Below are 26,087 nucleotides of genomic sequence, written 5' to 3' on the forward strand. Positions count from 1 at the left end.
TTCGGGAGCACCCTGGTTGGCTCGGGACTGCGTTTCGGAAGGTCCGCCGATGAGTACTGGTTTCCGATACTGCGGTCGATCCAAGAGAAAGTCAGCAGTTACGAGCGCTTTCTTCTGCTTGTGCAGAATGCTAGCTACTCGTGCACGGAGTAGTCTCACCACACTCGGTCGGTTAAGTCAGACCCGCCCGCACGTCCGGCCAGAACCTTAGGCGGCGATGCGGTCGGCTCGCGCCGCATCGAAGCGATCCAGTACCGTCGCGGCCACCAGCCGGTGTGCGCCCAGCGGCGCTGCCATCGGAATCTGTTCCGCTGCGGCATATTTGGCTACTCGATCAGTCAGCCGGCCGGGTGCCAGGAACCACGGTGCGATCACCACGCGGCGGGCGCCGCGGCGCCGTAGCCGGTTGGCGGCCGGGGCCGGTGACGGCCCGGACCCGGTGGCAAACGCCGTCGTCGTGCCGGCCCACCGGGTTCCTGCGATCAGCTTGCGTGCGACCTGAGCGGTGCGGGCGTTAGCCGCGGGATGCGTCGAGCCAATCGCCACCACCAGCACACCGAGCTGCGGATCGAGCGTGCTGACTCCCAGCTCGGCGAGGCGCTCGTGCAGCACGGACACCAGCCGATCGTCTTCACCGAGCACGTCGGCCTGCCGCACGGCGACGCCCCGGCTGGCGATCTGTCCGGGGATGTCGATACGGGCGTGGTAGGCGTCGGCCAGCAGGAACGGAGTGACCACCGCATCCGGCGTGAGCACGTCAACCAGGCGTGGAGTGTTCAACTCGCAGAACGCGACACGCACATCGAGGCGCGGCCGCGTGCAGCTAATCTGATCGGCGACGGCGCGGGCATTGGCCGCCGACCGCGGATCTTCGCTGCCATGTGCGGCGAGCACCAGCGCAGTCATTTGGCGCCGCTCGCCCCCGCAAGCGGGTGGGGGTACCCCCAGCCGCACAGCGGCGAGGGGGCGTGCCCCCACCTCATCGCTGCCTCCGAGATTGTCGCCGGCGCAGTCACGACGCGTGCAACCCGCATTCGGTCTTCGACAGCCCCTCCCAGCGTCCGCTGCGCGGATCCGCACCCTCAGCTACCTTCGCGGTGCAAGGAGCGCAGCCGATCGACGGATAACCTTCGTAGACAAGCGGATTGACCAGTACATCGTTTTCGTCGATGTAGGCCTGCATGTCCTCATCGGTCCAAGCGGCCAGCGGGTTGATCTTCACCAGGTGAAACGCCTCGTCGAAACTGACAAGCGGGGCGTTGGCGCGAGTTGGCGCCTCGACGCGACGCAGGCCGGTCACCCACGCGGAATAACCCCGCAGCGCCTTGGACAACGGGGCGACCTTGCGTAGCCGGCAGCACTCGTTGGGTTGGCGGGCGAACAGGTCCTTGCCCAGCAACTGGTCCTGCTCTGCGACCGAATGCTCGGGCGTGACGTTGAGCACCCGTACGTCGTAAACCGCCTCGATCGCATCACGGGTACCGATGGTCTCCACGAAGTGATACCCGGTGTCCAAGAACATCACTGGCACGCCCGGGCGTACCTTCGCCGCCAGGTCGACGAGCACCGCGTCCTGCATGTTCGAGGCCACCACGTAGTTGCACGTCGCCGACGGCCGAGGCCCTCTGACGCCGCCGAAGTGCTCGTCGGTCCAGCGCAACAGGTCGGTGGCGCTGGCGCCTTCCAGCTCAGCGGCGCCCCGCTCGGCCAATTCCCGTAAATCCGCTTCCGTCAACTCTTTCGCCTCCCCGCTCATCGCAGATCCGCCTCCTCGGCGCGCAGCGCCCACGTCGCGAAGCGTTCGCCCGTATCACGCTGCTTGATGAAGTTGCGCACCACTCGGTCGATGTAATCGCCGAGCTCGGCGCTGGTGACCTTGTGCTGGCGCAGTTTTCGGCCGAACCCGCTGTCGAGGCCCAGGCTTCCGCCCAGATGGACTTGGAATCCCTCGACCGAGCCCCCGTGGCCGTCGTCGACCATCTGGCCCTTGAAACCGATGTCGGCAATCTGGATGCGCGCACACGAGTTGGGGCAGCCGTTGATGTTGACGGTGACCGGTACGTCCAGTTGGGCGTTGATGTCATCGAGCCGGCGCTCCAGCTCGGGCACCAGTGACTGGGAACGTACCCGAGTATCGGCAAACGACAGCTTGCAGTACTCGATACCGGTGCAGGCCATCAGGTTTCGACGCCAGTGTGATGGCCGCGACGGCAACCCCAGCGCGTCCAGACCGGCGGTCAGCTCGTCGAGCTGGTCGTCGGGAACGTCGAGGATGACCAGCTTCTGGTAGGGGGTGAACCGGATCCGCTGCGACCCGGCCCGCTCGGCCAGGTCGGCCACCGCGGAGAGGATGGTTCCCGACACCCGCCCGGCGATCGGTGCAACCCCAACGGCGTTGAGCCCGTTCTTCAGCCGCTGCACGCCGACATGGTCGATCGGGTGCTTGACGGGTTCGGGGGCCGGACCATCGATGAGTTTGCGTTTGAGGTATTCGGTTTCCAGCACCTCGCGGAATTTCTCGATGCCCCAGTCCTTGATGAGGAACTTCAGCCGGGCCTTGGCCCGTAGTCGTCGGTAGCCGTAGTCCCGGAACAGCGATGTGATGGCCTCCCAGACGTCGGGGACCTCCTCTAGCGGCACCCACGCACCAACTCGCTGGGCCAGCATCGGGTTGGTGGACAGGCCGCCGCCGACCCACAGATCCAGCCCGGCTCCGTGCTCGGGGTGGTTGACCCCGATGAACGCGATGTCGTTGATCTCATGCGCGACGTCCTGCAGACCCGAGATCGCGGTCTTGTACTTGCGCGGCAGGTTGGAGAATTCCGGATTGCCGATGTAGCGGCGCACGATCTCCTGCACGGCCCAGCTCGGGTCGAGGACCTCGTCGAGTGATTCACTCGCCAGTGGGGAGCCCAGCACGACCCGTGGGCAGTCGCCGCACGCCTCGGTGGTTTGCAGTCCGACCGCGGCCAGTCGCTCCCAGATCTCGGGCACCTTCTCGATCTCGATCCAGTGGTACTGGACATTTTCTCGGTCGGAAATGTCGGCGGTGTCCCGAGCGAACTCGGTGGATATCTGGCCGAGCGTGCGCAGCGCCGCGGTGGACAATGCCCCACCGTCGCAACGCACCCGCATCATGAAGTACTTGGCTTCGAGCAGATCGAGGTTTTCGTCGCCGGTCCAGCTGCCGTCGTAACCCTGTTCACGCTGGGTATAGAGGCCCATCCAGCGCATGCGGCCACGCAGGTCGTTCTTGTCGATGCTGTCGAAGCCGGCTTTGGAGTAGTGGTTGATGATGCGGTCGCGCACATTGAGTGCGTCGTCATCCTTCTTGAATTGCTCGTTGGGGTTCAACGGCTCGCGGTAGCCAAGCGCCCACTGGCCTTCGCTGCGGCCTTTGGTGGGGCGGGGGGACGTCATGCGGCGTTCTCCTTTGTGGAGTAGCCGGCTTGGACCGCGCAGATCACCGGTTGCTGTCCCGGCGGCGCAGATCCGGGGGCCAGCTGGAGTACAGGTGGGCGGGTCTACGACATTAAGGCAGACAGCGACAGCTGCAGACACGCTTGAGATCGATGTGCCGACGCGCCACCAGTGCGATGTCGAACGGGCTGCGGTGGGCGGCGGTCACTCGGCCATTGTGCCACGGATGTCGCGGACGGTCGCTACCAGGGTGGAATTTTCCTCACAGTGAGCGAAACTACGCGGCAACCCTGTGATGCGGCACAAATGTGTCCGAGAGTCAGCTGCCAACGGCGGCCGGTTTCTCTCTCGCCCCGCTGCCACTGCGGCCAGCGCTGGAAGCTGGGCCGGGAGTCAGGAATATTGGCAGCCATGACGGCAAGTTCTGAGCCGGTCGGCCTGCCCGATGTGCACCTGAGCCCGGGCGGGCCGTTCGGCGTCTACGTGCACGTGCCGTTCTGCTTCACCCGCTGCGGCTACTGCGACTTCAATACCTACACCCCGGCCGAGTTAGGTGGCGTCAACCCCGACGCGTGGCTGCAGGTGCTGCGGTCGGAGCTCGAGATGGCCGCAGCCCGGCTGGGCGCACCGACGGTGCAGACCGTCTTCGTCGGGGGCGGGACGCCGTCGTTGTTGGGTGGCGAGCGCATCACCGCGCTGCTGCAGTCGGTGCGTGACAATTTCGAGCTGGCCGCCGACGCCGAGATCACCACCGAGGCCAACCCGGAGTCGGCTTGGCCCGACTTCTTCGCGGCCGCCCGCGCGGCCGGCTACACGAGGGTGTCGCTGGGCATGCAGTCCGTCTCGCCACGGGTGCTGGGTGTTCTAGACCGGATCCACACGCCGAACCGGTCGGCGGCGGCGGCCCGCGAGGCGCTCGCCGAAGGTTTTGAACACGTCAGCGTCGACCTGATCTACGGCACCCCGGGGGAATCCGACGACGACCTGCTGCGCTCGGTGGAAGCGGCGGTCGACACGGGCGTCGATCACGTCTCCGCCTACGCGCTGGTGGTCGAGGACGGCACCGCGCTGGCGCGCCGGGTCCGCAACGGCGAGCTCGCCGCTCCCGACGACGACGTGCTCGCGCATCGCTACGAGCTGGTCGACGAGCAGCTGTCAGCGGCCGGCTTCGACTGGTACGAGGTTTCCAATTGGAGCCGCGCGGGCGGGCAGTGCCGACACAACCTGGGCTACTGGGACGGTGGTCAGTGGTGGGGTGCCGGCCCGGGCGCGCATAGCTATGTCGGTGCAACCCGCTGGTGGAATGTCAAGCACCCCAACACTTATGCACAGATCCTCGACGGTGCGACGTTGCCGGTCGCGGGTTTCGAGCAGCTGGATGCTGGGCACCGCCACACCGAGGACGTGCTGCTGAGAATCCGACTGCGCCAAGGTCTGCCGCTGGACCTGCTGGACGACGCCGAGCGCGAGCGCGCGTCCGTCGCGGTCGACGACGGCTTGCTGACGCCCGACGGCGAGCGCCTGGTGCTCACCGACCGGGGACGCCTGTTGGCTGACGGCGTCGTGCGCATGCTGCTGGGCTAAGCCGCGTGTTGCGTCAACGCGATGCCAACCCTGACTTCGAGTTCACTGATCGTCACTGTCGGCGCGCGCGGCGGTGCCGCCGAACGGTAGTGCCCGCCGGTTGGGGTAGTGAATTCAGCTGTGTGTCTGCCGGTTTCGTCAACATCCGCGCTGACCCGCCAGCCGGCGGCCTCTTTGACGTAGTTACAGCGTTCGCAGGACCCCAGCCCGTTGGCCGCGCTGGTCGCGCCGTCGCGGGCCCATGGTCGCGCATGGTCGCGGTGTCGGATTGGCGCGTCGCAGTACGGTGTGCGACATCGTTGATCGCGCAGCCCGATAAATGCGGCCAGCCCGCGCGGAAAAAGCCGGGCCCGCGACTCCATCGCCACCAGCGCGCCGGAGTTCGGGTGAGCATAAAGTCGGCGCAGTGTCGCACGCGACCGCGAGTCAGCGACGGCCGCCGAGACCAATCCGCGAGCCACTACCGCGGGGATGGGGCCATACCCACAGATATCTGCCGGGGTGTTGTCGCCACCCAGCAGGGTTTCATCTGAGAGAACTAGGTTGACCGCGATCGGTGTCGGCGTCGCCGCGCTGCGGCCGTTAGTCCGCTCGACCAGCGTGTCCGCCATCACCTGGCCGCGCGACCGTCCGTCACCGCAGATGTCGGCTTCTCGCCGCAGGGCCGCATACACCGACACGCCCTGGGCCACCGGAAGCAGCGCGGTTAGGTACGTCATGGTGTCGGGGGCGGGGCGAATGGTGACCGTTCGTTCGGTCTCGGCTTTCGCGGCCCGGTCGACGACAGCGTGCGGGTCAAGCTGGTAGGCGATCGTTTTGGCCGCCGCCGCCATCCGGGCATCGCCCATCCCGTCCAAGGCGGCCGGATCGCCGCACAGCTCAGCGTCCAGCACTCGCCGATCTTCGACGTCCAGACAGGCGCTTTCGCGCACGATCAGCGTGGCCCGCCACTCCGTCAACAGCCCTTGCTCCAAAGCGGTCAACGTATGCGGCATCTCGTTTACCAGGGCCTTGGCGAAGCCGAGATGCCGGCCGCCACGGGCTGGTGAGTCCCTTCGGGCCAGGGCAACCTCGCTGGCCACCCCGCGCCCGCGCCGCGCGGCCGGCACACCCGCGGCCGCCTCGGCGGCTCGGCGTGCTATATCCAGCGCGGCCGCCGCTCGCGCCTGGCCCGCCGCTGCGGCGGATTTGAGCCGCTCCAGCTCGGAAATGCGCTCGATCAGCGCCGATTCGTCGGCAGACGCATCAACCATCACGAGGCCATCGAACATACATTCGAGTATAGCGCGCTCCACTGACTCAAAGTTTTTGCACGGTCGCGCAATCCGCATCTCGGTCCGCCCCGGGGCGGACGAGCCTTTAGAAGCAGACGACGCTACGTGCTCCCCGCCCGGCGGCCATGTCGGTGAATGCCTGCTCGACGTCGTCGAGACCGATGCGCCGCGTCACCAACGCCTCGAGGTCGAGCCTGCCGCGGCGGGCGAGCTCGGCCAACACCGGGATGTCGCGTGCCGGGTCGCTGGCGCCGTACACGCTGCCCTGGATTGTCTTGCCCTCGACCATCAGCGAAAGCGCCGGAAACGTCACCGACTCCTCGATCCCCGCGGCGCCGACCAGGGTGACCTTGCCGCCGCGGCGGGTGGCGTCGTAAGCCGCGCGAATCGTCGCGGGCTTGCCCACCACTTCGATTCCGTGATCAACCCCGGCGCCGCCGGTGAGGTCGCGCACGGCGCTGGCCAGGTCGACCTCGCTGGCATCGATCGTCTCGGTCGCGCCGTTAGCTGTCGCCCCCGGAAGCTGGGCGGCCACCCGGTCGGCAGCGATGATCGGCGCCGCGCCGGCCAGCCGAGCCCCTTGGATCGCCGCCAAACCCACACCGCCGCAACCGATAACAAGCACGCTCTGGCCCGGACGGACGGCTGCCGTGTGCATCACCGCACCGACCCCGGTGGTGACGCCGCAGCCCAGCAGCGCTGCCTGGTCGAGCGGCAGCGACTCGTCGACCGGCACTACCGCCGCGGCCGGCAGCAACGTCTGTTCGGCCAGCGACCCGACTCCCATTCCCGGCCACACCGGGCCGGCGCCGTCGGCGTACGGACCGCCGTAAACATGGTCGTAGGCATGCACACACAGCTGGGACTCGCCACGCAGGCAATGCGGGCAGGACCGGCACGCCACCAGCCACGTCAAGACGACGTGCTGACCCGGACCAACGGTGGTGACGTCGGCGCCCACCTCGGTGACGATCCCGGCGCCCTCGTGGCCGAGTGTGCACGGCAGCAGCGTCGGTATTGATCCGTCGCGCAACGACAGGTCGCTGTGGCACACGCCGCTGGCGGCCAACTCCACTTGGACTTCGTGGCGGCCAATCGGTCGCAGCGCCAGCTCCTCGACCGCTGTCGGTCGACCGACCTGGCGCAGCACAACACCCTTCACGTCAACGCTCCTGTGATCGGCGTCATACGACTTACCATGGCGGGGCGACCGCACCAGGTCAAGGAGGCAGCCCGATGACCGCAACATCCTCCGATACGTTCGCGACCCTCACGATCGGCGGCGAGTCGCAGCCCGGTGCCGGCGCGAGCTATCCGGTGCACAACCCGGCCCGTCCGGCCGAGATCGTCGGGTATGCGCCGGCCGCCGACCTCCACCAGCTCGACGCCGCGGTGCAGGCGGCGAGGCTCGCCGCGGCCGGGTGGCGTGCACTCGACGTCGCCGAGCGGGTCGCCGCCATCACCGCGGCCGCGACCGAGGCCGCCGGCCAACTCGCCGGCAGCGACGTTGCGCGGCTGTACACGCGCGAGCACGGCAAAGTGCTCGCCGAAGCGCGCTTCGAAATCGACACCGCGCCGGCGCTGCCCGCAATCCTCGGGGCGATCGCCGAGGCGGCGCTGGCGCCCGAACGGATCGACCCCCAGTCGGCCTACCCACGGCTGCAGCGCGAGCCGTACGGAGTGGCGGCGCTGGTGTTGCCGTTCAATTGGCCGCTGGCGCTAACCATGACCAAGCTGACGTCGGCGCTGACCGCCGGCAACACCGCGGTGGTCAAGGTGCCGCCGACCTGTCCGCTGGCGGCCCTGCAGTTGGGCGCGGCGTTCGCCGCCGGGCTGCCACCCGGTGTGGTGAACATGCTCGCCGGCCCGGGCAACGATCTGGCGCAGGCGCTGATCACCCACCCCGGCGTCGACGTCATCTCGCTGACCGGCGGGGTGGCCACCGGACGCGCCGTGATGGCGGCGGCGGCCCCGCGGCTGACCCCGGTGCTGCTGGAACTCGGTGGTAACGATCCGGCGATCATCGCGCCCGACATCTCCGTCACCGACGAGCTCGTCGAGCGGCTATTCACTGCGACCTACACCACCTGCGGTCAGGTGTGCATGGCGATCAAGCGGCTGTACGCGCCGGCCGACCAGGCCGACGAGTTGGCCGATGCGGTGCTGGCGCGCTGCCGGCGCGAAGTAATCGGAGACGGGCTCGTCGACGAGGTCACGCTCGGGCCGATGCACACCGCCGCCGGACGCGACCGGGTGGCGGCGCTGCTGGCCGACGCCGCAGCCCGCGGCGCGACGGTGCGTACCGCCGGCGTCCTGCGCGAGGCCGACGCCGACGCCGGCGGCCACTTTGTGCTGCCGACCGTCGTCACCGATCTGGACGGCGACGCACCGCTGGCGACCGAGGAGCAGTTCGGGCCGGTGCTGCCGATCTTCGGCTACCGGGATCTCGACGAGGCGGTCACCGCGGCCAACGCGGGCGACTTCGGTCTCACCGCGTCGATCTGGACCGGCGACGACGCGCTGGCCGACCGGACCGCCGCGCAGCTGGTCGCCGGCACGGTCAGCGTCAACTGTCATGGCATGGCCGCGCAGGACCCGCGGCTACCGTTCGGCGGGGTCGGCCAATCGGGTTTCGGGCGCGAACTCGGGGCCGACGGCATCCGGGCGTTCACCCAGCCGCGGGCGTTCGTGCGGCATCCGGCCCCGCAATAGGCGCGGATCTATACCCAACGCTGAGGTTTGGTGTCAGGCTAACCGCATGACAGACACCGAAGGGTACGTCGACCAGGCGGCGGCGGGTCTCGCGGAGCCGCAGCCGATGTACAAGGCGTTGCGTGAGTCGACCCCGGTATTCCGGTCGCCACAGGCGGTCGTGCTCAGCCGGCTGGCCGATATCGAGATGGCGCTCAAGCACACCGAGTTGTTCTCGTCGAACATGGATGCCGTCGATCTGGGTAACGTGCGGCCGCTGATTCCACTGCAAATCGACCCGCCCGAGCATGCGAAGTACCGCCGCATCCTCGATCCATTGTTCACTCCACGGGAGATGGCCCGGCGTGAACCGCGCGTCGCCGAGCTGGTGAATGAGATGATCGATCGCTTCGCCGATCGCGGCGAATGCGACTTCCATGAAGAGTTCGCCGTACCGCTGCCGTGCACGGTGTTTCTGCAGCTGCTCGGCCTGCCGCTGGAAGATCTGGACCAATTCTTGGAGTGGAAGGACGGGGTGATCCGCCCGGAGGGCGAATCCGGATACGATCGCCGCCACGAGGCCACGGCGCCCGCGGCACAACAGATCTACGACTACTTCGAGCGCGCCATCGACGACCACATCGCCAGCCCCCGCGACGACGTGCTGTCCTCGCTGATCGCGGCCAGGGTCGACGGAGAACCGCTGACGCGCCACGAGATCCTCGACATCTGCTTCCTCTTCCTGATCGCCGGGCTCGACACGGTGACCGACTCACTCGACTGTTTCTTTGTGTACCTGGCCCGGCACCCCGACCATCGTCATCAGCTCATCGAGCAACCCGACATCCTGCCGAGTGCAATCGAGGAGTTGTTGCGCTGGGAGACACCGGTACCCGGCGTCGCGCGAGTCGCGATGCAAGACGTCGAGGTGGGCGGGTGCCCGATTAGCAAGGGGGAGCGGATCAGCCCCCTGCTGGGCGCGGCGAACACCGACCCCGCCGAGTTCCCCGACCCGGAGCTTGTAGACTTCCGCCGCAACCCGAACCGGCACCGCGCCTTCGGCGGAGGCCCGCACCGCTGCTTGGGTTCGCACCTGGCCCGCATGGAGCTGCGGGTTGCGTTGCGCGAATTCCACCGGCGCATACCCGATTACGAGATCAAGCCCGGCACCGAGCTGAGCTACACCGCCGCGCTGAGGTCGGTGGAGTCGCTGCCGTTGACCTTCCCGGTGGCCACGTGAGCCGTGTCTGTGTCGACGCAGACCGCTGCGAAGGGCACGGGCGCTGCTACACGTTGGCACCGGACGTCTTTGACGCCGACGAGGTTGGGCATGCCGTCGTTCTCGTCGAGAACGTCTCCGGTGAGCTCGAGACGCGGGCCGCGGACGCGGAGAAGAACTGCCCCGAAGGCGCGATCACGTTGTCGCCGTGACGGCTCCGCCGCAGGCGCCCCGATCCTTGCATTCATTGCATAGATAGCATTGACAGCCGCCGAAAACCGACGATAGTCGTGAGGTATGGCGCTGCTGCCGGATCCTGCTCCCCGCGAGCGGCAGCACGTGCTGATCTCCGTTGACGACCACGTCATCGAGCCGCCCGACATGTTCGACGGCCGGCTTCCTGCCGCGCTGGCCGGCCGGGCACCGCGGATCGTGGAGACCGACGACGGCCGGCAGGTGTGGCGCTATGAGGACCGCGACTACCCCAACATCGGGCTCAACGCGGTGGTGGGGCGCCCGCGCGAGGACTGGAGTATGGAGGCGGCCCGCTTCGACGAGATGCGCCGCGGCTGCTGGGATATCAAGGCCCGGATCGCTGATATGGACTTGGCCGGGATCTGGGCGTCGTTGAATTTCCCGTCGCTGATCGCCGGGTTCGCCGGCACGGTGTTCTGGAAGAGCGACGACCCGGAGCTGGGACTCGCCGTGCTGCGGGCCTGGAACGATTGGCATCTGGAGGCGTGGGCCGGCAGCTTCCCGGAGCGGATCATCCCGCTGCAGCTGCCGTGGCTGGCGGATCCGCAGCTGGCGGCCGAAGAGCTGCGTCATAACGCCGCACGCGGTTTCAAGGCGGTGAGCTTCCCGGAGCTGCCTGCCCAGTGTGGGATTCCCAGTCTGCACAGCGGCGCGTGGGACCCGTTTTTCGCCGCCTGCGAGGAGACGGACACCGTCGTGTGCCTGCACACCGGATCGGCCCAATGGGCGCCGATTCCCGCACCGGACACCCCGTTCGAAACCATCACCACGCTGTTTCCGGTCAACGGCCTGGTCGCCTGCGCCGACATGCTGTGGTCGGGCATCCCAGTCCGCTTCCCGCGACTGAACATCACGCTCGCCGAGGGTGGGCTGGGCTGGGCGGCAATGCTGGCTGATCGGGCGGATTATGTTTTGGCGCATTCTGCTTCGGGCCGGGAGGGCGGATCCTGGAAGGGCGATCTGCTGCCCAGCGACGTGCTGCAGCGCAACTTCTGGTTCTGCTCGATCGACGACCCGTCGGCGTTCGGCGCGCTGGATGCGATTGGAGCCCAGCGCATTCTGGTCGAGAGCGACTACCCGCACGCGGACTCGACTTGGCCGGACACGCAAGAGGTCGTGGCGCGCAACGTCGCCGGTCTCTCGGCGGATGACGCCGCGCGGATCACCCATCGCAACGCGGCGCAGCTGTTCCGCCACCCGCTGCCGGACGAGGGGTGGCTAACCACCGCGTAGGAGGCCCTCATGCTCGACCTGCTCATCCGCGATGCCGAAATCGTTGACGGCACAGGCGCACCGGCCCGCCACGGCGATGTCGGTATCCGCGACGGGCGGATCGCCGCGGTCGGCCCACCCGGTGAGGTCGACGACCTTGCCGCGAAAACCGTTGATGCCCAAGGGCAGACGCTGGCGCCGGGTTTCGTCGACTTGCACACCCACTACGACGCGCAACTGTTCTGGGACCCGACCGCGAGCCCGTCGGTGCAACACGGCGTCACCACCGTCTTGGGTGGCAACTGCGGGTTCACGCTGGCGCCCGTGGCGGCCGACCAACAGGACTACCTCACCCGAATGCTCGCGCGGGTCGAGGGCATGCCGCTCGACGCGTTGCGGGCCGGGCTGGACTGGAAGTGGGCGTCATTCGGCGACTGGCTTAACCGGTTCGATGGCAGCATCGCCGTCAATGCCGGTTTCCTGGTTGGCCATTCGGCGCTTCGGCTGGCGGCGATGGGGGAGGACGCGGTCGGCGGCCAGGCGACCCCCGCGCAGGTCGATCGGATGGTCGCGCTGCTGCATGAGGCGTTAGCCTCCGGCGCACTTGGGTTTTCCACGTCGCAGTCGCAGACCCACAACGACGGCTCGGGCCAGCCGGTGCCGTCCCGTAGCGCATCACGCGACGAGCTCCTGGCGCTGGCCAAGGGCGTCCGCGACCATCCGGGCACCACGCTCGAGGCGATCATCCCCGGCTGCCTGCAAGGCTTTTCCGACGACGAGATTGCCCTACTCACTGACATGTCGGTGGCGGCCGACCGCCCGCTCAACTGGAACCTGCTCGGCGTCTCGGCGGCCAACCCGGCCGGGCACCGCGGACAGCTGCGTGCTTCCGAGGTCGCCGCCGAACGCGGCGGCCGGGTCGTCGCGCTCACCCTGCCGCACACCATGAAGATCCGGCTCTCGTTCCTCACCGGCTTCGTGCTCGACGGCCTGCCCGGCTGGCGCGACACCATGCACCTGCCGGTGCCCGAGCGGTTGGCCGCGCTTGCCGATCCGGAAGTACGCCGCCGGCTGAACGATGGCGCCCAATCGAAGGACGCCGGCATGCTGCGCGGTCTGGCGAACTGGGAGCGGTTGATCGTCGTCGAGACCTTCGCCTCGCAGAACGCCGACGCGACCGGCCGCAGTGTCGGGGAGGTCGCCGCCGCTCGCGGTGGGGAGCCGTTCGACACCCTCTTGGACATCGTGATCGCCGACGAGCTGCGCACCGGACTGACGCCGACACCGTTCGGCGATGACGCCGCCGACTGGCGGCTGCGCGCCGAGGTGTGGCGCTCGCCGCACGCCGTCATCGGTGGCTCGGACGCCGGCGCGCACCTCGACATGATGTGCGGGGCGATCTACACTACGTCGCTGCTCGGCCACGGTGTCCGCGAGCACCAGGTGGTGACGCTCGAGGAAGCGGTCCGGCTGCTCACCGATGTGCCGGCCCGGCTCTACGGGCTGGCCGAACGAGGCCGAATCACGCCGGGCTGGCACGCCGACTTGGTGCTGTTCGATCCGGCCACCGTCGACCACGGGCCGGAGCGCACCCGTTACGACTTGCCTGCGGGTGCACCGCGATTGGTCGCCGACGCCTACGGCATCAGCTCGGTGCTGGTCGGCGGTGTCGAGGTGTGTCGCGACGGCGTCGCCACCGGCGCGCTGCCCGGCACCGTGCTGCGGTCCGGCCGAGACACACACACGGTGTCGGCTGATGCTTCCTGAACCGACTCCGGCCGCCGGCGAATTCGACCCGACCGAACTGCAGGGCGGGCTGCTCATTCAGGTCGAAAACGTGCACGAGCGGCTGCGTGAGGCGCGGTCGCGGAGCCGGGTGATGGTCGGCAGCCCGTTCACCGAAGTCTCCAGCCAAACCGTGGGCGGCGCTGGGGTGACCGTGCTCGGATACGACGAATGCCAGACCGTGCTCACCCACCCCGACATGTTCTCTTCATCGATCTACGACAAGATCATGGGCCCGGTGATGGGCCGCACGATGCTCGAACTCGAGGGCGCCGACCACCGGGCCAGCCGGGCCCTGGTGTCTCCGTCGTTCCGCGCCGCGTTGCTGGACCGCTGGCGTAGTGAGTTAGTCGAGCTGGTAGTCCACGAACTCATCGACAGCTTCGCGCCGCGCGGGCGGGCCGAGCTGGCCCGCGATTTCACGTTCGCGTTCCCGGTACAGGTCATCGCGCGGATCATGGGTCTGCCGCGGCAGGATTACCCGCGCTTCCAACGGCTTTCGATCGAGTTGCTCAACGTGGTCTACAACTGGGACTGTGGGATTGCCGCGTCCGCGACGTTGAAGGCGTACTTCAACGACATCCTGGCCGAGCGTCGGCGAAATCCGCAGGACGACCTGATCACCATGCTGTCGCAGTCCGAGATCGACGGGATGAAGCTCACCGACGACGAGATCTTTGCGTTCCTGCTGCTGATCCTGCCCGCCGGAGTGGAGACGACCTACCGCGCGTCGGGCAACCTGCTGGTCGCACTGCTCACCGAGCCGGAGCAGCTCGATGCGCTGCGGGCCGACCTCGGTATGGTCCGCGGCGCCTTCGAGGAGGCATTGCGATGGGAGCCGCCGATCACCACGGTGATGCGGGTGGCCGCTCGCGACTGCGAGCTCGGCGGGGTCGCGATTCCGGCCGGAGCAAACGTCAGCGTCAGCGTCGCGGCCGCCAACCGGGACCCGAAGCGCTACCCGGACCCGGATCGCTTCGATCCGACCCGCAAGAACATCGCTCACCTGACGTTCGGCGGCGGCCCGCATCTGTGCCTGGGTATGCATCTGGCGCGGATGGAGGCGACGGTCGCGATCAACGCACTGCTGGACCGGCTACCGGATCTGCGGTTGGACCCGAGCGTCCCAACCCCGCATATCACCGGCATGGCGTTTCGATCCCCGGTGGCGCTGCCCGTCGAATTCAGCTGCTGCTGAGTCTTTCTCGCGTCAGGTGAACCATGGCGTGACGGCCCGCGAGATCTCGATATAGACGGGGATGCCGATCGTGACGTTGTAGGAAAACGTCAAGCCCAGTGATGCGGCCAATGGCAGCGTCGGGCTCGCCTCGGGGATCGCCAGCCGCTGGACCGCGGGCACAGCAATGTATGACGCAGCGCCGCAGAGTATGGCGAACAGGATATACGTCCCCGGCTTGAACTGAGCATGGATGAGATGAGCGTAGGCATGGGCGACGATGATCCCGATAGTCGCGAATAGGTTTGGCGCGAGCAGACCGAAAGCGATGAAACCGGGGCCCGCGCTCTTCAAGTCTTTCAATCGGCGCGAGGCAGTCATCCCCATCTCGAGCAGGAACAGGCACAGCACGCCCTGGAAGGCGGCCACAAAGACATGGTCGTTGTCGTGCACGACCTTTGGCCCCTGCAACCGACTGATCAGGCCGATGACGATCCCACCAAAGAGCAGATAGAGGCCCGGGTTAAGCAAGACCTCTCTGAGCAGCTTGACCGTGCCCACGCGCGTCTTTGTGTCATCCTCATCGGCGTCGTCGTCGGGTTGGTCCTGCCGTTTCAGGGCGAGCTTGGTCTCCTGCGCGAGCCCTAGCCGGCTTGCCGCACCCGGTCCCACCCTCGCCGGCTGGGTGTAGCCGGCCTCGTCGGGCATGTTCCCCAGCGCGTCCATCCCCTTCTGCCGCAGCCGCGCTGCCAAATACAGCGCCACCAGACAACCGGGCATCTCCATTACGGCCAACATCACCGACATGAAACCGTTAAAAGCCATCCCCACAGTCGCAAGGACACCCACACAGGTTGCGAATGTGCCTGCCGAGTCCGACCCGTAATAGCCGGCGACCGTGGCCCGATCGATCCGCCGCATCTTCGTCGTGCGGGTCAGTAGCAAGTAGGCGAGAAAACCGATCAGGAAGTTGAGCAGGAACCCCAGGACGATGAATCCCACGATGTTGCCGATGCTCGATACGTGGATTGTGGCGAGCTCTTCACCGCCGTGCCACCCGATGGCCAGCAGCAGGTACATCGTCACGCCCTGATAGAGCACATAGGGAAACTCGAACTGCACCTTGAGAATCGGGATAAGGAAGCCAAGGTAGAAAAACAACAACAGCGGCTTGAAGAGGTTGTGCCGGAAGTTTTCCCAGAACTCTAGGAGCATTGCTCATCTCCCTCGATGGGCGCAGCTTGCTCACGATTCGTGACCGCCGCCGTGCGGGTTTTGAATTCCTTCAGAGCCTAGTCATGGGGCGGCGCTAGGTATGTGACCGATCGCACATGGACGCTGGGAAAGTACTGGGAAAACGCTGGGAAAGTGAACGGCTTATTACTTCTTGTTGCCAAAAGTGAACGGCTTATTATTTCTTGTAGCCCACCAGCGACGGCCGCACCACGGGCTCCTTGATGCGATGCGTCACGGACGCCCACGCCGATGGTGAATAGTGCGTCGTGACTTCCTCGAACCCGTCGATCCGGGAGACGGTGAGCACGCCAGTCTCTTGATTGATGGTGAGCTGGTCGCCGTCCAGTGCGTGGACCTCTTCTCCGTCAAGGAGCCGGATGATGAACACGATGCTGTCCTCTCGTCAGAGTGCGGCCTCGCACGATCGTACGGTCGAACCGCGGCTGGACCAGTTCCATCGTGGGACTGAGACGTGAACGGCTCGAAAACCTGCAATGACAACTAATCACACGCTGCGGCCGTCGGCGCACGGAGGCTGCGAGGTCGGGCCGCCGTCGGTTATCGAGTTCAGTGCTCGGCCCGTGCTCAAGCCGCATGGACCGCGGGAACCCGGGGTTAAAGTCAGGCTTACCAAAAGTGCTGGTGACCAGGCATACGGAGGCAAAAGTAGGTCATTCGCGAACGGACAGCCCCGCAGGTTCATAGGTTAGGCTACATTTACTAAACGTGACCGAAGTCGGTGTCGAAACAAGTTCTGTCGGCGCCCCGTCACTGTCATTCCCATTGCCGACCGAGATCGCCCCGGCGGACCTGGCGGCCGAGTTGGCCGCCGCGTTGCCCGAGCGCGACGGCGATGAATACCTGCTCTACGAGCACGACGGCCAGTGGGTGCTGGCCCTCGGCGTGCTGGCCATGGTCGAGTTGGACCGCGACGAGTTGCGCATCACCCGCGACGGTGTCACTCAGCGACAAACCTGGTCCGGCCAGCCGGGACCGGTGCTCGGTGAGGCCGTCGACCGGCTGCTGCTGGAATGCGACCAGGCCTTCGGTTGGATCGCCTTCGAATTCGGCGCGTATCGCTTCGGTCTACAAGATCGCTTGGCGCCGCAGACCCCGTTGGCTCGGGTGTTTTGGCCCCGCACCCGCATCGTGGTCGCCGACGACGCGGTTCGACTGTTCGACGCCGAGGAACGCCACCGCGACACGGTGGACCGGTTGCTCAGCGAGGGTCTGCCGGCTGCGCCGCCCCCATCCGCGATCGATGTCGGCGCCGACAGCACCGATTACCGGGCGCGGGTAGCCGCAGCGATCGCCGAGATCGCTGCTGGCCGCTACCACAAAGTGATCCTGTCCCGGTCTGTCGACGTGCCCTTCGTGCTGGACTTCCCGGCCACGTATCGGCTGGGTCGGCGACACAACACCCCCGCGCGCTCGTTCCTGTTGCGGCTCGGTGGTTTTCGAGCCCTTGGTTATAGCCCGGAAGTAGTGGCGGCGGTGCACGACGACGGCGCGGTGGTGACCGAACCGCTGGCCGGCACCCGGGCGCTGGGTCGCGGCGCGGCGCGTGACCGCCAAGCCCGCGACGAATTGGAATCCGACAGCAAAGAGATTGTCGAGCATGCCATGTCGGTGCGCAGCTCGCTGCTTGAGATCACCGAGGTCGCCAAGCCCGGTAGTGCTGCGGTCATCGATTTCATGACCGTGCGCGAGCGCGGCAGCGTCCAGCACCTCGGCTCGACGGTCACCGGCCGACTGGACCCATCCAAGGACCGGATGGACGCGCTGGAGGCGCTGTTTCCCGCGGTCACCGCCTCAGGTATCCCCAAGGCGGCCAGTGTGGACGCCATCCTGCGGCTCGATGAAAGCCCGCGTGAGTTGTATTCCGGCGCGGTAGTGACGTTTTCGGCTGATGGTGGGCTCGACGCGGCGTTGACGCTGCGGACCGCCTACGAACGTGACGGGCGAACCTGGCTGCGGGCCGGGGCCGGAATCATCGCCGCGTCGGACCCCGACCGGGAATTCGAGGAGACCTGCGAGAAACTCGCCACGCTGGCGCCGCATCTGGTGGCCCGTCGGCGAGCGCGTTAGCCGACTTCAGCGTCCGGCGACCGTTCCAGATATTCGGCCAGAATGCGGCTGACCAGAGACTCGATCGTCGATTCGATCGACGCCAGAGTGTCGGTGACGGATGCGACCGCCTGAGTACGAAACCGGACCAGCATGGTTATCAGCTCGGCGATTTCGGTGTCGGCGGGCAGTGCTTCACGCGGCTTGATCCGGTCGGCGACGTGTTCGGCCCCCGCCCGCACCAGCATCTCGCTGATCTGGTCGACCAGCGGGACGATGCGCTCGTGCAAGTCGATGAGTTTTTCCATGCTGAAGCCGTAGCCGCGGATCTCGTTGAACGCGTCGATGAGTTTCGGGCGTGTGATGGTGGCCTGGGCGCCATCGATGCGGATCACCTGCAAACCGACCAGTCGATCGAATGCCTTGGCGTCATTGATGAGTCGTTGCGCCTCGGCCAGCGGCATGGTCGCAGCCTTCTCGGTAGTCCAGGTGCCCACGATCGCGGATTCCAGGCCGAGAACGTCGCCGAGATTCTTGCCCTCTTCCCAGGCGCTGAGCATCTCCCGGACATGCGCGATGTTGTATCCGCGGTCGAGCATCGAGGTGATCAGCCGCAGCCGGGTCAGATGAGTGTCGTTGAACAGCGCAATCCGGCCGACCCGCAACGGTGGCGGTAACAGCCCGCGGTCGCGGTAGACACGGATGTTGCGGGAAAAGGCATTACAGAGTACCCGTTGACGCTGGCTCACTGCTCAAATCGTCGCGGAAAACAGCGGGTGACCGTGCTGTCAGCGCCTTACGCTGCTAGCCGAAGTCCGATGGTTAGCCAGTGTTGACCGGTGCGGGTCCGAGGTTGACGGGCAGGTGTTTTATCCCGTGCAGCAGGGTGCTGTTGTTGGGGGTCGGTTCGCCGGCGAGGGCTAGATGGGGGAAGCGTTCGAAGAGTGCTTGCAAGCCGATGTGCAGTTCCATGTGGGCAAGCGGCGCGCCGAGGCAGACGTGGATACCGGTACCGAAGCCAATGTGATCACGGGCATTGGCACGGGTGGCGTCGAATTCGTCGGGACGTTCGAAGATGGCCGGATCGTGGTTGGCTCCGGCGACGAGAAGGAAGACAGCCGAGCCTTCCCGCACGGTGTGCCCTTCGATTTGAAGTGTTTCGGTGGCCACCCTGAGGCCGATTTGAGCGACGGAGTCGTAGCGCAGCGTCTCCTCGACCGCGTCGGGCCAGCCTTTGGGATGTGCCAGGAGGTGGGCCAGTTGATCGGGGTGACCGACAAGTGCCACGACTGCGTTACCGAATGCATGGGCGGTGGTGATGAACCCGGCACCCAGGAGCGGCCCCGCAAACATTCTGACCTCGACGTCGGTGAGATCGCTGTCGTTGAGGACGGCCGACAAGATGCTGTCGTCGGCGCGGCCACGACGGAGCCGCTCAATATGCGCGGCGATATAGTCTTCGAACTCGCGCAACGCCGCCATGGCGGTCTGGAAGTCCCGCCAGGACGGGGCCGTGGTGGTGAGCAGTTTGGCGCCGGGTTCGGCGTATGCGTAGAGGCGGGGTATCTCGTCATGAGGAATGCCCAGCATCTCGGCGATGACTTCGATGGGGATTCGAGAAGCGTAGTTGGACACCAAATCACAGGAAGTCTTGTCCCTGAGATCGTCAAGCAGGGCGCTGGCAATCTCCTGGATGCCGTCGTGACGGAGGAGATTGGTGGTCGCGACGACGGGCCGACCGCGGCTGTCGACTCGAGATAACGCCTCGCACTTCGGGACGACGCATCGGCGAGGTGCTCCACCGCAGAGGCGTACTCTGCAGCAGCCGGCACGAACTCAAGATACCCTGGGGGACATCGTGTTTAACTCCATCGTTGGCGCGAGTCGCGGCGTTCACCCCCAACGTTAAGATTCAGTTTCGATGTCGGACGTCATCGGTCGGCGGTGAGTTAAGGGAGGCGCGCCGAACCCTTGCGGTGCGTCGTTGTCGGTGACAACCTCTACTTCATCGCCGCTGTACTGACCTGGTTGCTCGGCCCCGGTGGACGTATCGCCACCTCCGCCACCCGCGTCGCTGATGAGATCCACCGCCAACGCCGGACGAACAGGCCACCGGGCCCTTTGCCCAACGCTTCGATCGCGCTGGCCAGTAACTAGACCACAAAGGAGACGACCCGATGACTTCCTTGGAGCTCACCAGTAGCGGACCAGCCGATTTTGACGAAGGCGAGGTCTATTTCATCGGTAACGCTACCACGTTGATCCGGTTTGGCGGGCTGACGATCCTGACCGATCCCGCCTTCCTGCACAAGGGCGAGCACGTCTATCTGGGCCACGGCATTTGGGCCCGCCGCGAAGTCGAGCCGGCCTGCCAGATCGCTGACCTTCCCCCCATCGATCTGATCGTCTTATCGCACTACCACGGTGACCATTTTGACGACGTCGCCGCGCGAGAACTCGACAAGAACCTGCCCATCGTGTCCACGGCTGACGCGGTGGGCAAGCTCAGCGCCCTGGGCTTCAACAAGGGCTTCGCCCTCGACACCTGGGAGTCCCTCGAGGTGCACAAAGGGGACGCGACCCTGACCGTGACCGCGATGCCGGGCAAGCACGCCATCGAGGAGGCCGTGAACGAACTGCTGATGCCGGTCAACGGGCACCTGCTCGACTTCAGCCGCGACGGCGACCATCTCTATCGGCTCTACATCACCGGCGACACCATGCTCATCGACAGCCTCGAGGACATTCCGCGGCGCTATCCCAACATCGACCTCGGACTGATCCACACCGGCGGCACCACGTTCCTGGTCACGGTCGTCACGATGACCGGCGAACAAGGAGTCAAGGCCGTCGAGATCACCAAGCCGCACACCGCAATTCCGATCCACTACAACGACTTCTCGGTGTTCCTGTCGGGCCTCGACGACTTCAAGAAAGCCGCCGAGGCCTCGACCACGACGACGAAGTTCGTCTACCTCGCCCACGGCGAGACCTACGTATTCAAACCCAACGCATGACCACTCGGGCCTAGCTGCCATCCCTCACCGTGGTAGGTGGCCTGATGCGTCTTCTTTCGGCGAAGGAAGTTCGGTATTTTCTTCACAGGACCTCCCACGACATCGCCGCGTCCTCAGTCTGAAGGGAGCTTCGATGACTACGCCTGCTGAGCGTGCGTCTCGCCTGGATCTGGTTGCGCGGCTAAAGTCCGCATACCCCGAGCTTCCCGACGCGCCAACGCCTGAGCTGATCGACCACCAGCGATACGCCGCATATATGAAGACCGTTCACGATGTCGGGGGCGAGCCGGATGCGCCCATCAAGTACGAGAACAAGCAATACGAAGCGTGGGAAGAAAACACCTACGTGACGTGCGAGGTGCTCGCGTGGCGCGGAATTTGGCTTTCCGAGGAGCGTCGCCGTATCGGCAACGTCGACGTCGGACGCGCGATCTATTTAGGCCTTCCGTACTACGCGCGCTGGCTCTGGGCCGCCGCCCGCATCCTCGTCGAAAAGCATCACATCACGTCGGGCGAGTTGAGCGGACGGATGGCTGAGGTCCAGGGACGTTACGACGGCGGCCTTAACGGAAAACCCTTGGAGGCCAAACCAAAGTGCCACGGTGACGGTTTGCAGATCCAACGAAACCGCCATCACGTCGACGCGGTTGGAAAGGGCGATCCACATATCTACGCTGGCCGGGCTGGCCAGCCAAAGTTTACGGTCGGCGACCAAGTGGTGGTACGAGAACTACCCGCGCTGTTCTACACTCGCACCCCAGAGTACGTACGCGGCGCTACCGGCGAGATCGCCAAGGTTAGTTACGAGAGCCCAGCGGCCGAGGACGAGAGCTGGGATCGCCCCGACGCACAACCGGAATGGTTCTACATCGTTCGGTTCAACCTTTCTCAGCTGTGGCTCGGCTACACCGGGACCAGCAGTGACACCCTGCAAACCGAGATCCCCGAACGCTGGCTCCAAGCAGCTCACTAGGGGAGGGATGAGATGACTGAACACGACCACGACCACGACCACGAGCTCACGGTCGCGCCGATGGTGGACGAGATCACCGACTTCGAGGTTCTCGAGATCGCCGTGCGGGAACTGTGCATCGAAAAGGGAATTTTCACCGCAGAGGATCATCGCCGCTTCACCGAGTTCGCCGAACAGATCGGCCCCACTCCGGCCGCCCGCCTGGTGGCTAAGGCGTGGCTTGATCCCGAATTCAAAACGCTCGCTCTTACTGATCCGATGACCGCCAGCAAAGAAGTCGGTGTCGACTGGCTAGATCCCACCGGCTTCGGCACGCCCAGCGACTTCTGCGCGTTTCACATCCTCGAAGACACCCCGACCCTGCACCACGTCATCGTGTGCGCGCTGTGCTCGTGTTATCCCCGACCGATCCTCGGCAACTCCCCGGAGTGGTACCGCACACCCAACTATCGTCGTCGCATGGTGCGCTGGCCCCGGCAGGTACTGGCCGAATTCGGGCTGTATCTGCCCGACGACGTCGCCATCCGTGTGGAGGACTCGAACCAGAAACACCGCTTCATGGTGATGCCCTTGCGCCCCAAGGGAACCGACGGCTGGGAGGAAGACCAGCTGGCCGAAATCGTTACGCGCGATTGTTTGATCGGTGTCGCACTGCCGAAGGTTGGCGTCACGACCAACGTGATCACCGACACCCGCCCGGCCGTCCACCCATTACTCAGCTGACCGAGCGGAGGCCAACAGGTGAGTGCGGCAGCGAGGTCGCAGTCGATTGAGCCTGTCAAGATAGCGGCCTTGGAAAAGATCGTTGAACGCAACCAGGTCTGGAGCCGCATGACCGCCAAGTACGGGGTGGAAAATCCCGTGCCGCCGTGGAAGACGAGTCTGGACGGCATTTGCGATGCTCTCGACCACACCATGTGCAGTGCTAACATCCCAGGCTTCAAGCAACGACGCGACGAAGAAGATGCCCTGTCGGCAACCGTCTATTCCTGCCTGCCGTATCCCGAGAGCCAGCTGGTTTCGTTGGCGCACTCCTTGGTGGTCCGTGGCGTCATCAACGAGACAGAATTGCTGCAGCGGCTAACCAGCATCCGGGCCAGGCTGGAATCCCTAACGAGATGAAGCTCAGTCGATTAGCGACTGCGTGCCGAGAACGATTGCGAGGGAGAGGCGGTCGGCATCTTCGGTGTCGGGTTCGGCGGTGTAGATCATGATGCGGAGATCGTCGGCGGCGACGATGAGCGTGTCGCAGTCCACGGTGATATGCCCGACATCGGGGTGGTCGATGATCTTGTGGCGCCCGACGTCCTGATGAGGCTCGAGAGCGCCCGATTCCCAGAGCTTGACGAAGCGCGGGCTCTGCGAGGCGAGGTCGCGGATCAGCTGCTTCAACCGCTGATCGGCGGGATAGCGCGAGGCGGGCGGCTTGGGAAAGGTCTTGTCCTGGTACTGGCAGTCCTACGAAAACGCGACGACTGCCTGACGGCCGGAGTCCGGCGAACAATCATCGCTGTACCACGACGAACGGAGAACCATGAACTCGATCGCGTCCGGCACCGTGCTGATCACCGGGCCGACCGGCGGCCTCGGAAAGGCTGCGACGCTGGCGATCGCCAACCGCCCTGCGCCGCGGCGCCCCGACCTGCTGCTGGTCGGGAGAGCCGGCAAGGCGCTGAGCGAGGTGACCGCCACTGCCCGCGCGGCAGGAGCGACCGTGCAGGAGATCGGCTGCGATCTGGCCAGACTCGCGGACGTGCGGAACGCGGGGCAGCAGGTCAAGCATCTGCTCGAGGCCGGCGCGGTGCGTCCGCTGCGGGGATTGGTGGCCAACGCCGGCGTATCGGTCGTCGACACTCACAACGCCTCCGCGGACGGATACGAACTCACCTTCGCGGTCAACTACCTCGCGCACGCACAGCTCATCGGCGATCTGCTGGACTCACTTGTCGCGCCCGCGCGTGTCGCGCTGCTGGGTTCAAACACCTACCACCAGAACATCTTCCGCCGCATGCTACGAGTCGCGCCGGCGGATTGGCGCGACCCGATCGAACTTGCTCAGCCCACCCCACCCCACCCGACCTGCCGGCGACAGCCGAGCTCTCCGGGATCGCCTATTCCAACTCCAAACTCGCGATCCTCTATTACGCGCACGAATTGCAACGTCGCGCCCCGAAGGGGATCAACGTCACGGTGTTCGAGCCGGGATTCATGCCGGGCACCGGACTGAGCAGGGGCCACGGCCCGGGCCTACAACGAATCGGGCGCCTCATCGAGCGGATTCCCGGCGTCTCGTCGCCGACGCACTCCGGCCCAATGCTCGCGTCGATCGTCCTCGACGACCGGTGGGCGCACCTGCGAGACGGCGCCTTCGTCGTCAAAGACGAAGAGCGCGAAGTGAAGCCGTTCGCGAAGGACCCGACGCGTGAGTCAAGGCTGTGGGATGCGACGGCCGAACTGCTCAACTCCGCCAGCTAAGACTGCAGCTGCCGGACGATCGCCTTCTTGTCGACCTTGCCGACAGCGGTTGTCGGCAACGAGGTCATCCCGGTCAGCACATCCGGCCGAGCATGCTTGGCCACTCCACGTTGATCGAGATAGTCGTTCAACTCCGTCAGAGTCACCGGGCTGCCCGCAAAAACAACTGCTGCGCAGACCTTTTCGCCTAGATAAGGATCCGGCAGCGCTACCGCCGCTGCTGACGAGATCGCCGGGTGCGCACGCAGGTGTTCTTCGAGGTCGCCCGTGGCGATGGTCTCGCCGCCGCGGTGGATGACGTCTTTCACCCGGCCGGTGACCTCCAGGTAGCCGTCGGCGTGTTGGCGGACCAGGTCGCCGCTGCGGTAGAAGCCGTCCGGGTCAAAGCAGCGCGCGTTGTCGCTCTCGGCGCGGAAGTACCCGTTGAACGTGTACGGACCCCGCACCAGCAGTTCCCCCTCGGCGCCGGGCGTCACCGGCCGGCCGGCGTCGTCAACGATGCGCAGTTCGTCGTGGGCAGACAGCGGCCGGCCCTGAGTCCGGTCGACCACTTCCGGCGGATCGCCGGGTCGGGTGTAGCACAACAGCCCTTCGGCCATGCCGAACACCTGCTGCAGGCCCGGCGTCAGTGTCTCGCGGATCCGCCGGGCGTCAGCGGTCTCGAGCTTTGCGCCGCCAACTTGTAACAGCCGCAACGATGTTGGCGTCACCGGCTCCCAGTCGGTGGCCTGCGCCCACAGGTTAGCCAGCGCCGGAACCAGCGCGGTGACGGTGACACCGTGGCGCGCGATGGCATCGAACGCCGACTCCGGGCTGGGGTCGGTGGTGAACACCGTGCTAGCGCCGACCGTCATGGCGCCGAGCAGACCGGGGCAGGCCAACGGGAAGTTATGTGCGGCCGGCAACGCCACCAGGTAGACGTCGTCACCGGTCAGGCCGCAGACCTCGGCGCTGGCGGTGGCGTTGTAGACATAGTCGTCATGGGTGCGGGGGATGAGCTTGGGTGTACCGGTGGTACCGCCGGAGACCAGCAGCAGCGCCGGTGACGCGGGATCGGCGTTGCTCGGTGAGGGCCGCTGGCCACGGTGCGCGTACACCTGCGACCACGACACGAACGGTCCGGGTTCGCCGTCGACAATGACATGGCGCAGCGCTGGATGGTCCTGCAGTAAGCGCTGCGCCATCGGGCGGTAGTCGAATCCGCTTGCGGTATCAGGGATTACAAGAGCCTTTGCCTGGCTGACGGCGGCGAAGTGCGCCAACTCGGCGGCGCGGTGGCCGGGCACGCACATCACTGGGATCGCGCCGGCGCGCAGCAACGCGAACAACGCCACCGCGAACTCGCAGCCGTTCGGCTGCTGCAACAGCACCCGATCCCCGCGGGCGATCCCCAGCGCCGCCAGCCCGGCCGCCGCATGATCGGCGCGTTCGTCGAGCTCCGCGTAGCTCAGGCGCTGTGGTTGGTGGGGCGTTCCGCCGGCGTCGAGCACCGCGGCACGATCCGGCCACCGCCGCGCGGCCTCGGACAGAATCGAGTCCACGGTCCGGCCGGTCCAGTAACCGGCCGCACGGTAGTGCGCCGCGCGGTCTGGCGGAAACGGCACAAAGCCGTTTAATCCGCTTTTCGCCCTCAGTGACACAAGCCCTCCTCGCTCGGGTGGCCCCAGGGTAAGGTAACCACAAATTAGGGCAGCCTTCGCTA

The 26,087-nt window shown here is 66.1% G+C and carries 24 protein-coding genes and 2 pseudogenes; 14 read left to right on the forward strand and 12 right to left on the reverse strand.

Annotated elements, in window-relative coordinates:
* Positions 1-207: 207 nt before the first annotated feature.
* The 4 genes from ACLQI9_RS17940 to ACLQI9_RS17955 form a co-directional block, all read right to left on the reverse strand.
* Positions 208-906, reverse strand: coding sequence for a sirohydrochlorin chelatase (locus ACLQI9_RS17940; protein ID WP_442383479.1), 699 nt, complete (start codon positions 904-906; stop codon positions 208-210).
* Between the two features lie 106 nt (positions 907-1,012).
* On the reverse strand, positions 1,013-1,756 hold the full coding sequence (locus ACLQI9_RS17945) for a phosphoadenylyl-sulfate reductase (protein ID WP_442383481.1): 744 nt from the start codon (positions 1,754-1,756) through the stop codon (positions 1,013-1,015).
* A complete protein-coding gene (locus tag ACLQI9_RS17950; RefSeq protein ID WP_442383483.1) occupies positions 1,753-3,420 on the reverse strand; it encodes a nitrite/sulfite reductase in 1,668 nt (555 codons plus the stop codon). The genes ACLQI9_RS17945 and ACLQI9_RS17950 overlap by 4 nt, the downstream gene beginning before the upstream one ends.
* Positions 3,421-3,532: 112 nt before the next feature.
* Positions 3,533-3,628, reverse strand: coding sequence for an Ms4527A family Cys-rich leader peptide (locus ACLQI9_RS17955; protein ID WP_414686797.1), 96 nt, complete (start codon positions 3,626-3,628; stop codon positions 3,533-3,535).
* Between the two features lie 203 nt (positions 3,629-3,831).
* Between ACLQI9_RS17955 and hemW the strand changes: the two genes are divergently transcribed.
* Positions 3,832-5,004 carry a radical SAM family heme chaperone HemW gene (hemW, locus tag ACLQI9_RS17960; protein WP_442383485.1) on the forward strand — a complete coding sequence of 391 codons (1,173 nt, stop codon included), beginning with the start codon at positions 3,832-3,834 and terminating at the stop codon, positions 5,002-5,004.
* Here hemW and ACLQI9_RS17965 read toward each other — a convergent pair.
* Positions 5,001-6,275, reverse strand: coding sequence for an HNH endonuclease (locus tag ACLQI9_RS17965; protein WP_442383487.1), 1,275 nt, complete (start codon positions 6,273-6,275; stop codon positions 5,001-5,003). The two genes, hemW and ACLQI9_RS17965, sit on opposite strands and share 4 nt — an antisense overlap.
* 88 nt (positions 6,276-6,363) lie before the next feature.
* Positions 6,364-7,440, reverse strand: coding sequence for a Zn-dependent alcohol dehydrogenase (locus tag ACLQI9_RS17970; protein ID WP_442383489.1), 1,077 nt, complete (start codon positions 7,438-7,440; stop codon positions 6,364-6,366).
* A 74-nt stretch (positions 7,441-7,514) separates the two neighbouring features.
* Between ACLQI9_RS17970 and ACLQI9_RS17975 the strand changes: the two genes are divergently transcribed.
* From ACLQI9_RS17975 to ACLQI9_RS18000, 6 genes are all read left to right on the forward strand, one after another.
* Positions 7,515-8,990 carry an aldehyde dehydrogenase family protein gene (locus tag ACLQI9_RS17975; RefSeq protein WP_442383491.1) on the forward strand — a complete coding sequence of 492 codons (1,476 nt, stop codon included), beginning with the start codon at positions 7,515-7,517 and terminating at the stop codon, positions 8,988-8,990.
* A 46-nt stretch (positions 8,991-9,036) separates the two neighbouring features.
* Positions 9,037-10,209 carry a cytochrome P450 gene (locus ACLQI9_RS17980; protein WP_442383493.1) on the forward strand — a complete coding sequence of 391 codons (1,173 nt, stop codon included), beginning with the start codon at positions 9,037-9,039 and terminating at the stop codon, positions 10,207-10,209.
* Positions 10,206-10,400: a ferredoxin gene (locus ACLQI9_RS17985; protein ID WP_442383495.1), complete on the forward strand. Its 195-nt coding sequence runs from the start codon at positions 10,206-10,208 to the stop codon at positions 10,398-10,400. The genes ACLQI9_RS17980 and ACLQI9_RS17985 overlap by 4 nt, the downstream gene beginning before the upstream one ends.
* 85 nt (positions 10,401-10,485) lie before the next feature.
* Positions 10,486-11,676, forward strand: coding sequence for an amidohydrolase family protein (locus tag ACLQI9_RS17990; RefSeq protein ID WP_442383497.1), 1,191 nt, complete (start codon positions 10,486-10,488; stop codon positions 11,674-11,676).
* A 9-nt stretch (positions 11,677-11,685) separates the two neighbouring features.
* Positions 11,686-13,422 carry an N-acyl-D-amino-acid deacylase family protein gene (locus tag ACLQI9_RS17995; protein WP_442383499.1) on the forward strand — a complete coding sequence of 579 codons (1,737 nt, stop codon included), beginning with the start codon at positions 11,686-11,688 and terminating at the stop codon, positions 13,420-13,422.
* Positions 13,412-14,638, forward strand: a complete 1,227-nt coding sequence (locus ACLQI9_RS18000) for a cytochrome P450 (RefSeq protein WP_442383501.1) — start codon at positions 13,412-13,414, stop codon at positions 14,636-14,638. Before ACLQI9_RS17995 ends, ACLQI9_RS18000 begins: the two co-directional genes overlap by 11 nt.
* A gap of 12 nt (positions 14,639-14,650) precedes the next feature.
* Here ACLQI9_RS18000 and ACLQI9_RS18005 read toward each other — a convergent pair whose 3' ends face one another.
* Together ACLQI9_RS18005 and ACLQI9_RS18010 are read right to left on the reverse strand one after the other, a co-directional pair.
* On the reverse strand, positions 14,651-15,832 hold the full coding sequence (locus ACLQI9_RS18005) for a sodium-dependent bicarbonate transport family permease (protein WP_442383503.1): 1,182 nt from the start codon (positions 15,830-15,832) through the stop codon (positions 14,651-14,653).
* A gap of 196 nt (positions 15,833-16,028) precedes the next feature.
* The gene (locus tag ACLQI9_RS18010) at positions 16,029-16,241 is read right to left on the reverse strand and encodes a hypothetical protein (protein ID WP_442383505.1); all 213 of its coding nucleotides are present in this window, start codon (positions 16,239-16,241) and stop codon (positions 16,029-16,031) included.
* A gap of 338 nt (positions 16,242-16,579) precedes the next feature.
* Here ACLQI9_RS18010 and ACLQI9_RS18015 point away from each other — a divergent pair, with 338 nt between their 5' ends.
* The gene (locus tag ACLQI9_RS18015) at positions 16,580-17,941 is read left to right on the forward strand and encodes a salicylate synthase (RefSeq protein WP_442383507.1); all 1,362 of its coding nucleotides are present in this window, start codon (positions 16,580-16,582) and stop codon (positions 17,939-17,941) included.
* Here ACLQI9_RS18015 and ACLQI9_RS18020 read toward each other — a convergent pair.
* A pseudogene (locus ACLQI9_RS18020) lies at positions 17,938-18,633 on the reverse strand (MerR family transcriptional regulator); the annotation flags it as partial. The gene ACLQI9_RS18015 and the pseudogene ACLQI9_RS18020 sit on opposite strands and share 4 nt — an antisense overlap.
* A 109-nt stretch (positions 18,634-18,742) precedes the next feature.
* Positions 18,743-19,555 (reverse strand): cytochrome P450, encoded by an 813-nt coding sequence (locus ACLQI9_RS18025; protein ID WP_442383509.1) that lies wholly within the window; start codon positions 19,553-19,555, stop codon positions 18,743-18,745.
* A 542-nt stretch (positions 19,556-20,097) separates the two neighbouring features.
* Here ACLQI9_RS18025 and ACLQI9_RS18030 point away from each other — a divergent pair.
* The 4 genes from ACLQI9_RS18030 (at position 20,098) to ACLQI9_RS18045 (ending at position 23,032) form a co-directional block, all read left to right on the forward strand.
* Complete coding sequence (locus ACLQI9_RS18030; protein ID WP_442383511.1) at positions 20,098-20,937, forward strand: MBL fold metallo-hydrolase; 840 nt, start codon at positions 20,098-20,100, stop codon at positions 20,935-20,937.
* 133 nt (positions 20,938-21,070) lie between these two features.
* The gene (locus ACLQI9_RS18035) at positions 21,071-21,910 is read left to right on the forward strand and encodes an SH3-like domain-containing protein (protein ID WP_442383513.1); all 840 of its coding nucleotides are present in this window, start codon (positions 21,071-21,073) and stop codon (positions 21,908-21,910) included.
* Positions 21,911-21,922: 12 nt separating this feature from the next.
* Positions 21,923-22,633: a thiocyanate hydrolase subunit gamma gene (gene scnC, locus ACLQI9_RS18040; protein WP_442383515.1), complete on the forward strand. Its 711-nt coding sequence runs from the start codon at positions 21,923-21,925 to the stop codon at positions 22,631-22,633.
* Between the two features lie 108 nt (positions 22,634-22,741).
* The gene (locus ACLQI9_RS18045; protein ID WP_442383577.1) at positions 22,742-23,032 is read left to right on the forward strand and encodes a thiocyanate hydrolase; all 291 of its coding nucleotides are present in this window, start codon (positions 22,742-22,744) and stop codon (positions 23,030-23,032) included.
* A 3-nt stretch (positions 23,033-23,035) separates the two neighbouring features.
* On the opposite strand, the pseudogene ACLQI9_RS18050 reads toward ACLQI9_RS18045, so the two are convergent.
* A pseudogene (locus ACLQI9_RS18050) lies at positions 23,036-23,317 on the reverse strand (MmyB family transcriptional regulator); the annotation flags it as partial.
* A 127-nt stretch (positions 23,318-23,444) separates the two neighbouring features.
* Between ACLQI9_RS18050 and ACLQI9_RS18055 the strand changes: the two are divergent.
* On the forward strand, positions 23,445-24,137 hold the full coding sequence (locus ACLQI9_RS18055; RefSeq protein WP_442383517.1) for an SDR family NAD(P)-dependent oxidoreductase: 693 nt from the start codon (positions 23,445-23,447) through the stop codon (positions 24,135-24,137).
* Entirely contained in the window at positions 24,119-24,385 is a 267-nt protein-coding gene (locus tag ACLQI9_RS18060; protein WP_442383519.1) for a hypothetical protein, read from the forward strand. Before ACLQI9_RS18055 ends, ACLQI9_RS18060 begins: the two co-directional genes overlap by 19 nt.
* Here ACLQI9_RS18060 and ACLQI9_RS18065 read toward each other — a convergent pair.
* On the reverse strand, positions 24,382-26,025 hold the full coding sequence (locus tag ACLQI9_RS18065) for a (2,3-dihydroxybenzoyl)adenylate synthase (protein ID WP_442383521.1): 1,644 nt from the start codon (positions 26,023-26,025) through the stop codon (positions 24,382-24,384). The genes ACLQI9_RS18060 and ACLQI9_RS18065 overlap by 4 nt on opposite strands.
* Positions 26,026-26,087: the final 62 nt, after the last annotated feature.

It is taken from the genome of Mycobacterium sp., assembly GCF_052143115.1.
Classification (GTDB): domain Bacteria; phylum Actinomycetota; class Actinomycetes; order Mycobacteriales; family Mycobacteriaceae; genus Mycobacterium.

What these genes read in the sequence shown, in the direction of transcription:
- ACLQI9_RS17940 (WP_442383479.1), bottom strand. Translation starts at nt 906, where the DNA reads ATGACTGCGCTGGTGCTCGCCGCACATGGCAGCGAAGATCCGCGGTCG.
- ACLQI9_RS17990 (WP_442383497.1), top strand. Translation starts at nt 10,486, where the DNA reads ATGGCGCTGCTGCCGGATCCTGCTCCCCGCGAGCGGCAGCACGTGCTG.
- ACLQI9_RS18030 (WP_442383511.1), top strand. Translation starts at nt 20,098, where the DNA reads ATGACTTCCTTGGAGCTCACCAGTAGCGGACCAGCCGATTTTGACGAA.
- ACLQI9_RS18045 (WP_442383577.1), top strand. Translation starts at nt 22,742, where the DNA reads ATGACCGCCAAGTACGGGGTGGAAAATCCCGTGCCGCCGTGGAAGACG.
- ACLQI9_RS17975 (WP_442383491.1), top strand. Translation starts at nt 7,515, where the DNA reads ATGACCGCAACATCCTCCGATACGTTCGCGACCCTCACGATCGGCGGC.
- ACLQI9_RS18035 (WP_442383513.1), top strand. Translation starts at nt 21,071, where the DNA reads ATGACTACGCCTGCTGAGCGTGCGTCTCGCCTGGATCTGGTTGCGCGG.
- ACLQI9_RS17995 (WP_442383499.1), top strand. Translation starts at nt 11,686, where the DNA reads ATGCTCGACCTGCTCATCCGCGATGCCGAAATCGTTGACGGCACAGGC.
- ACLQI9_RS18060 (WP_442383519.1), top strand. Translation starts at nt 24,119, where the DNA reads ATGCCGGGCACCGGACTGAGCAGGGGCCACGGCCCGGGCCTACAACGA.
- ACLQI9_RS17950 (WP_442383483.1), bottom strand. Translation starts at nt 3,420, where the DNA reads ATGACGTCCCCCCGCCCCACCAAAGGCCGCAGCGAAGGCCAGTGGGCG.
- hemW (WP_442383485.1), top strand. Translation starts at nt 3,832, where the DNA reads ATGACGGCAAGTTCTGAGCCGGTCGGCCTGCCCGATGTGCACCTGAGC.
- ACLQI9_RS17965 (WP_442383487.1), bottom strand. Translation starts at nt 6,275, where the DNA reads ATGTTCGATGGCCTCGTGATGGTTGATGCGTCTGCCGACGAATCGGCG.
- ACLQI9_RS17980 (WP_442383493.1), top strand. Translation starts at nt 9,037, where the DNA reads ATGACAGACACCGAAGGGTACGTCGACCAGGCGGCGGCGGGTCTCGCG.
- ACLQI9_RS18000 (WP_442383501.1), top strand. Translation starts at nt 13,412, where the DNA reads ATGCTTCCTGAACCGACTCCGGCCGCCGGCGAATTCGACCCGACCGAA.
- ACLQI9_RS18055 (WP_442383517.1), top strand. Translation starts at nt 23,445, where the DNA reads ATGAACTCGATCGCGTCCGGCACCGTGCTGATCACCGGGCCGACCGGC.
- ACLQI9_RS18005 (WP_442383503.1), bottom strand. Translation starts at nt 15,832, where the DNA reads ATGCTCCTAGAGTTCTGGGAAAACTTCCGGCACAACCTCTTCAAGCCG.
- ACLQI9_RS17945 (WP_442383481.1), bottom strand. Translation starts at nt 1,756, where the DNA reads ATGAGCGGGGAGGCGAAAGAGTTGACGGAAGCGGATTTACGGGAATTG.
- scnC (WP_442383515.1), top strand. Translation starts at nt 21,923, where the DNA reads ATGACTGAACACGACCACGACCACGACCACGAGCTCACGGTCGCGCCG.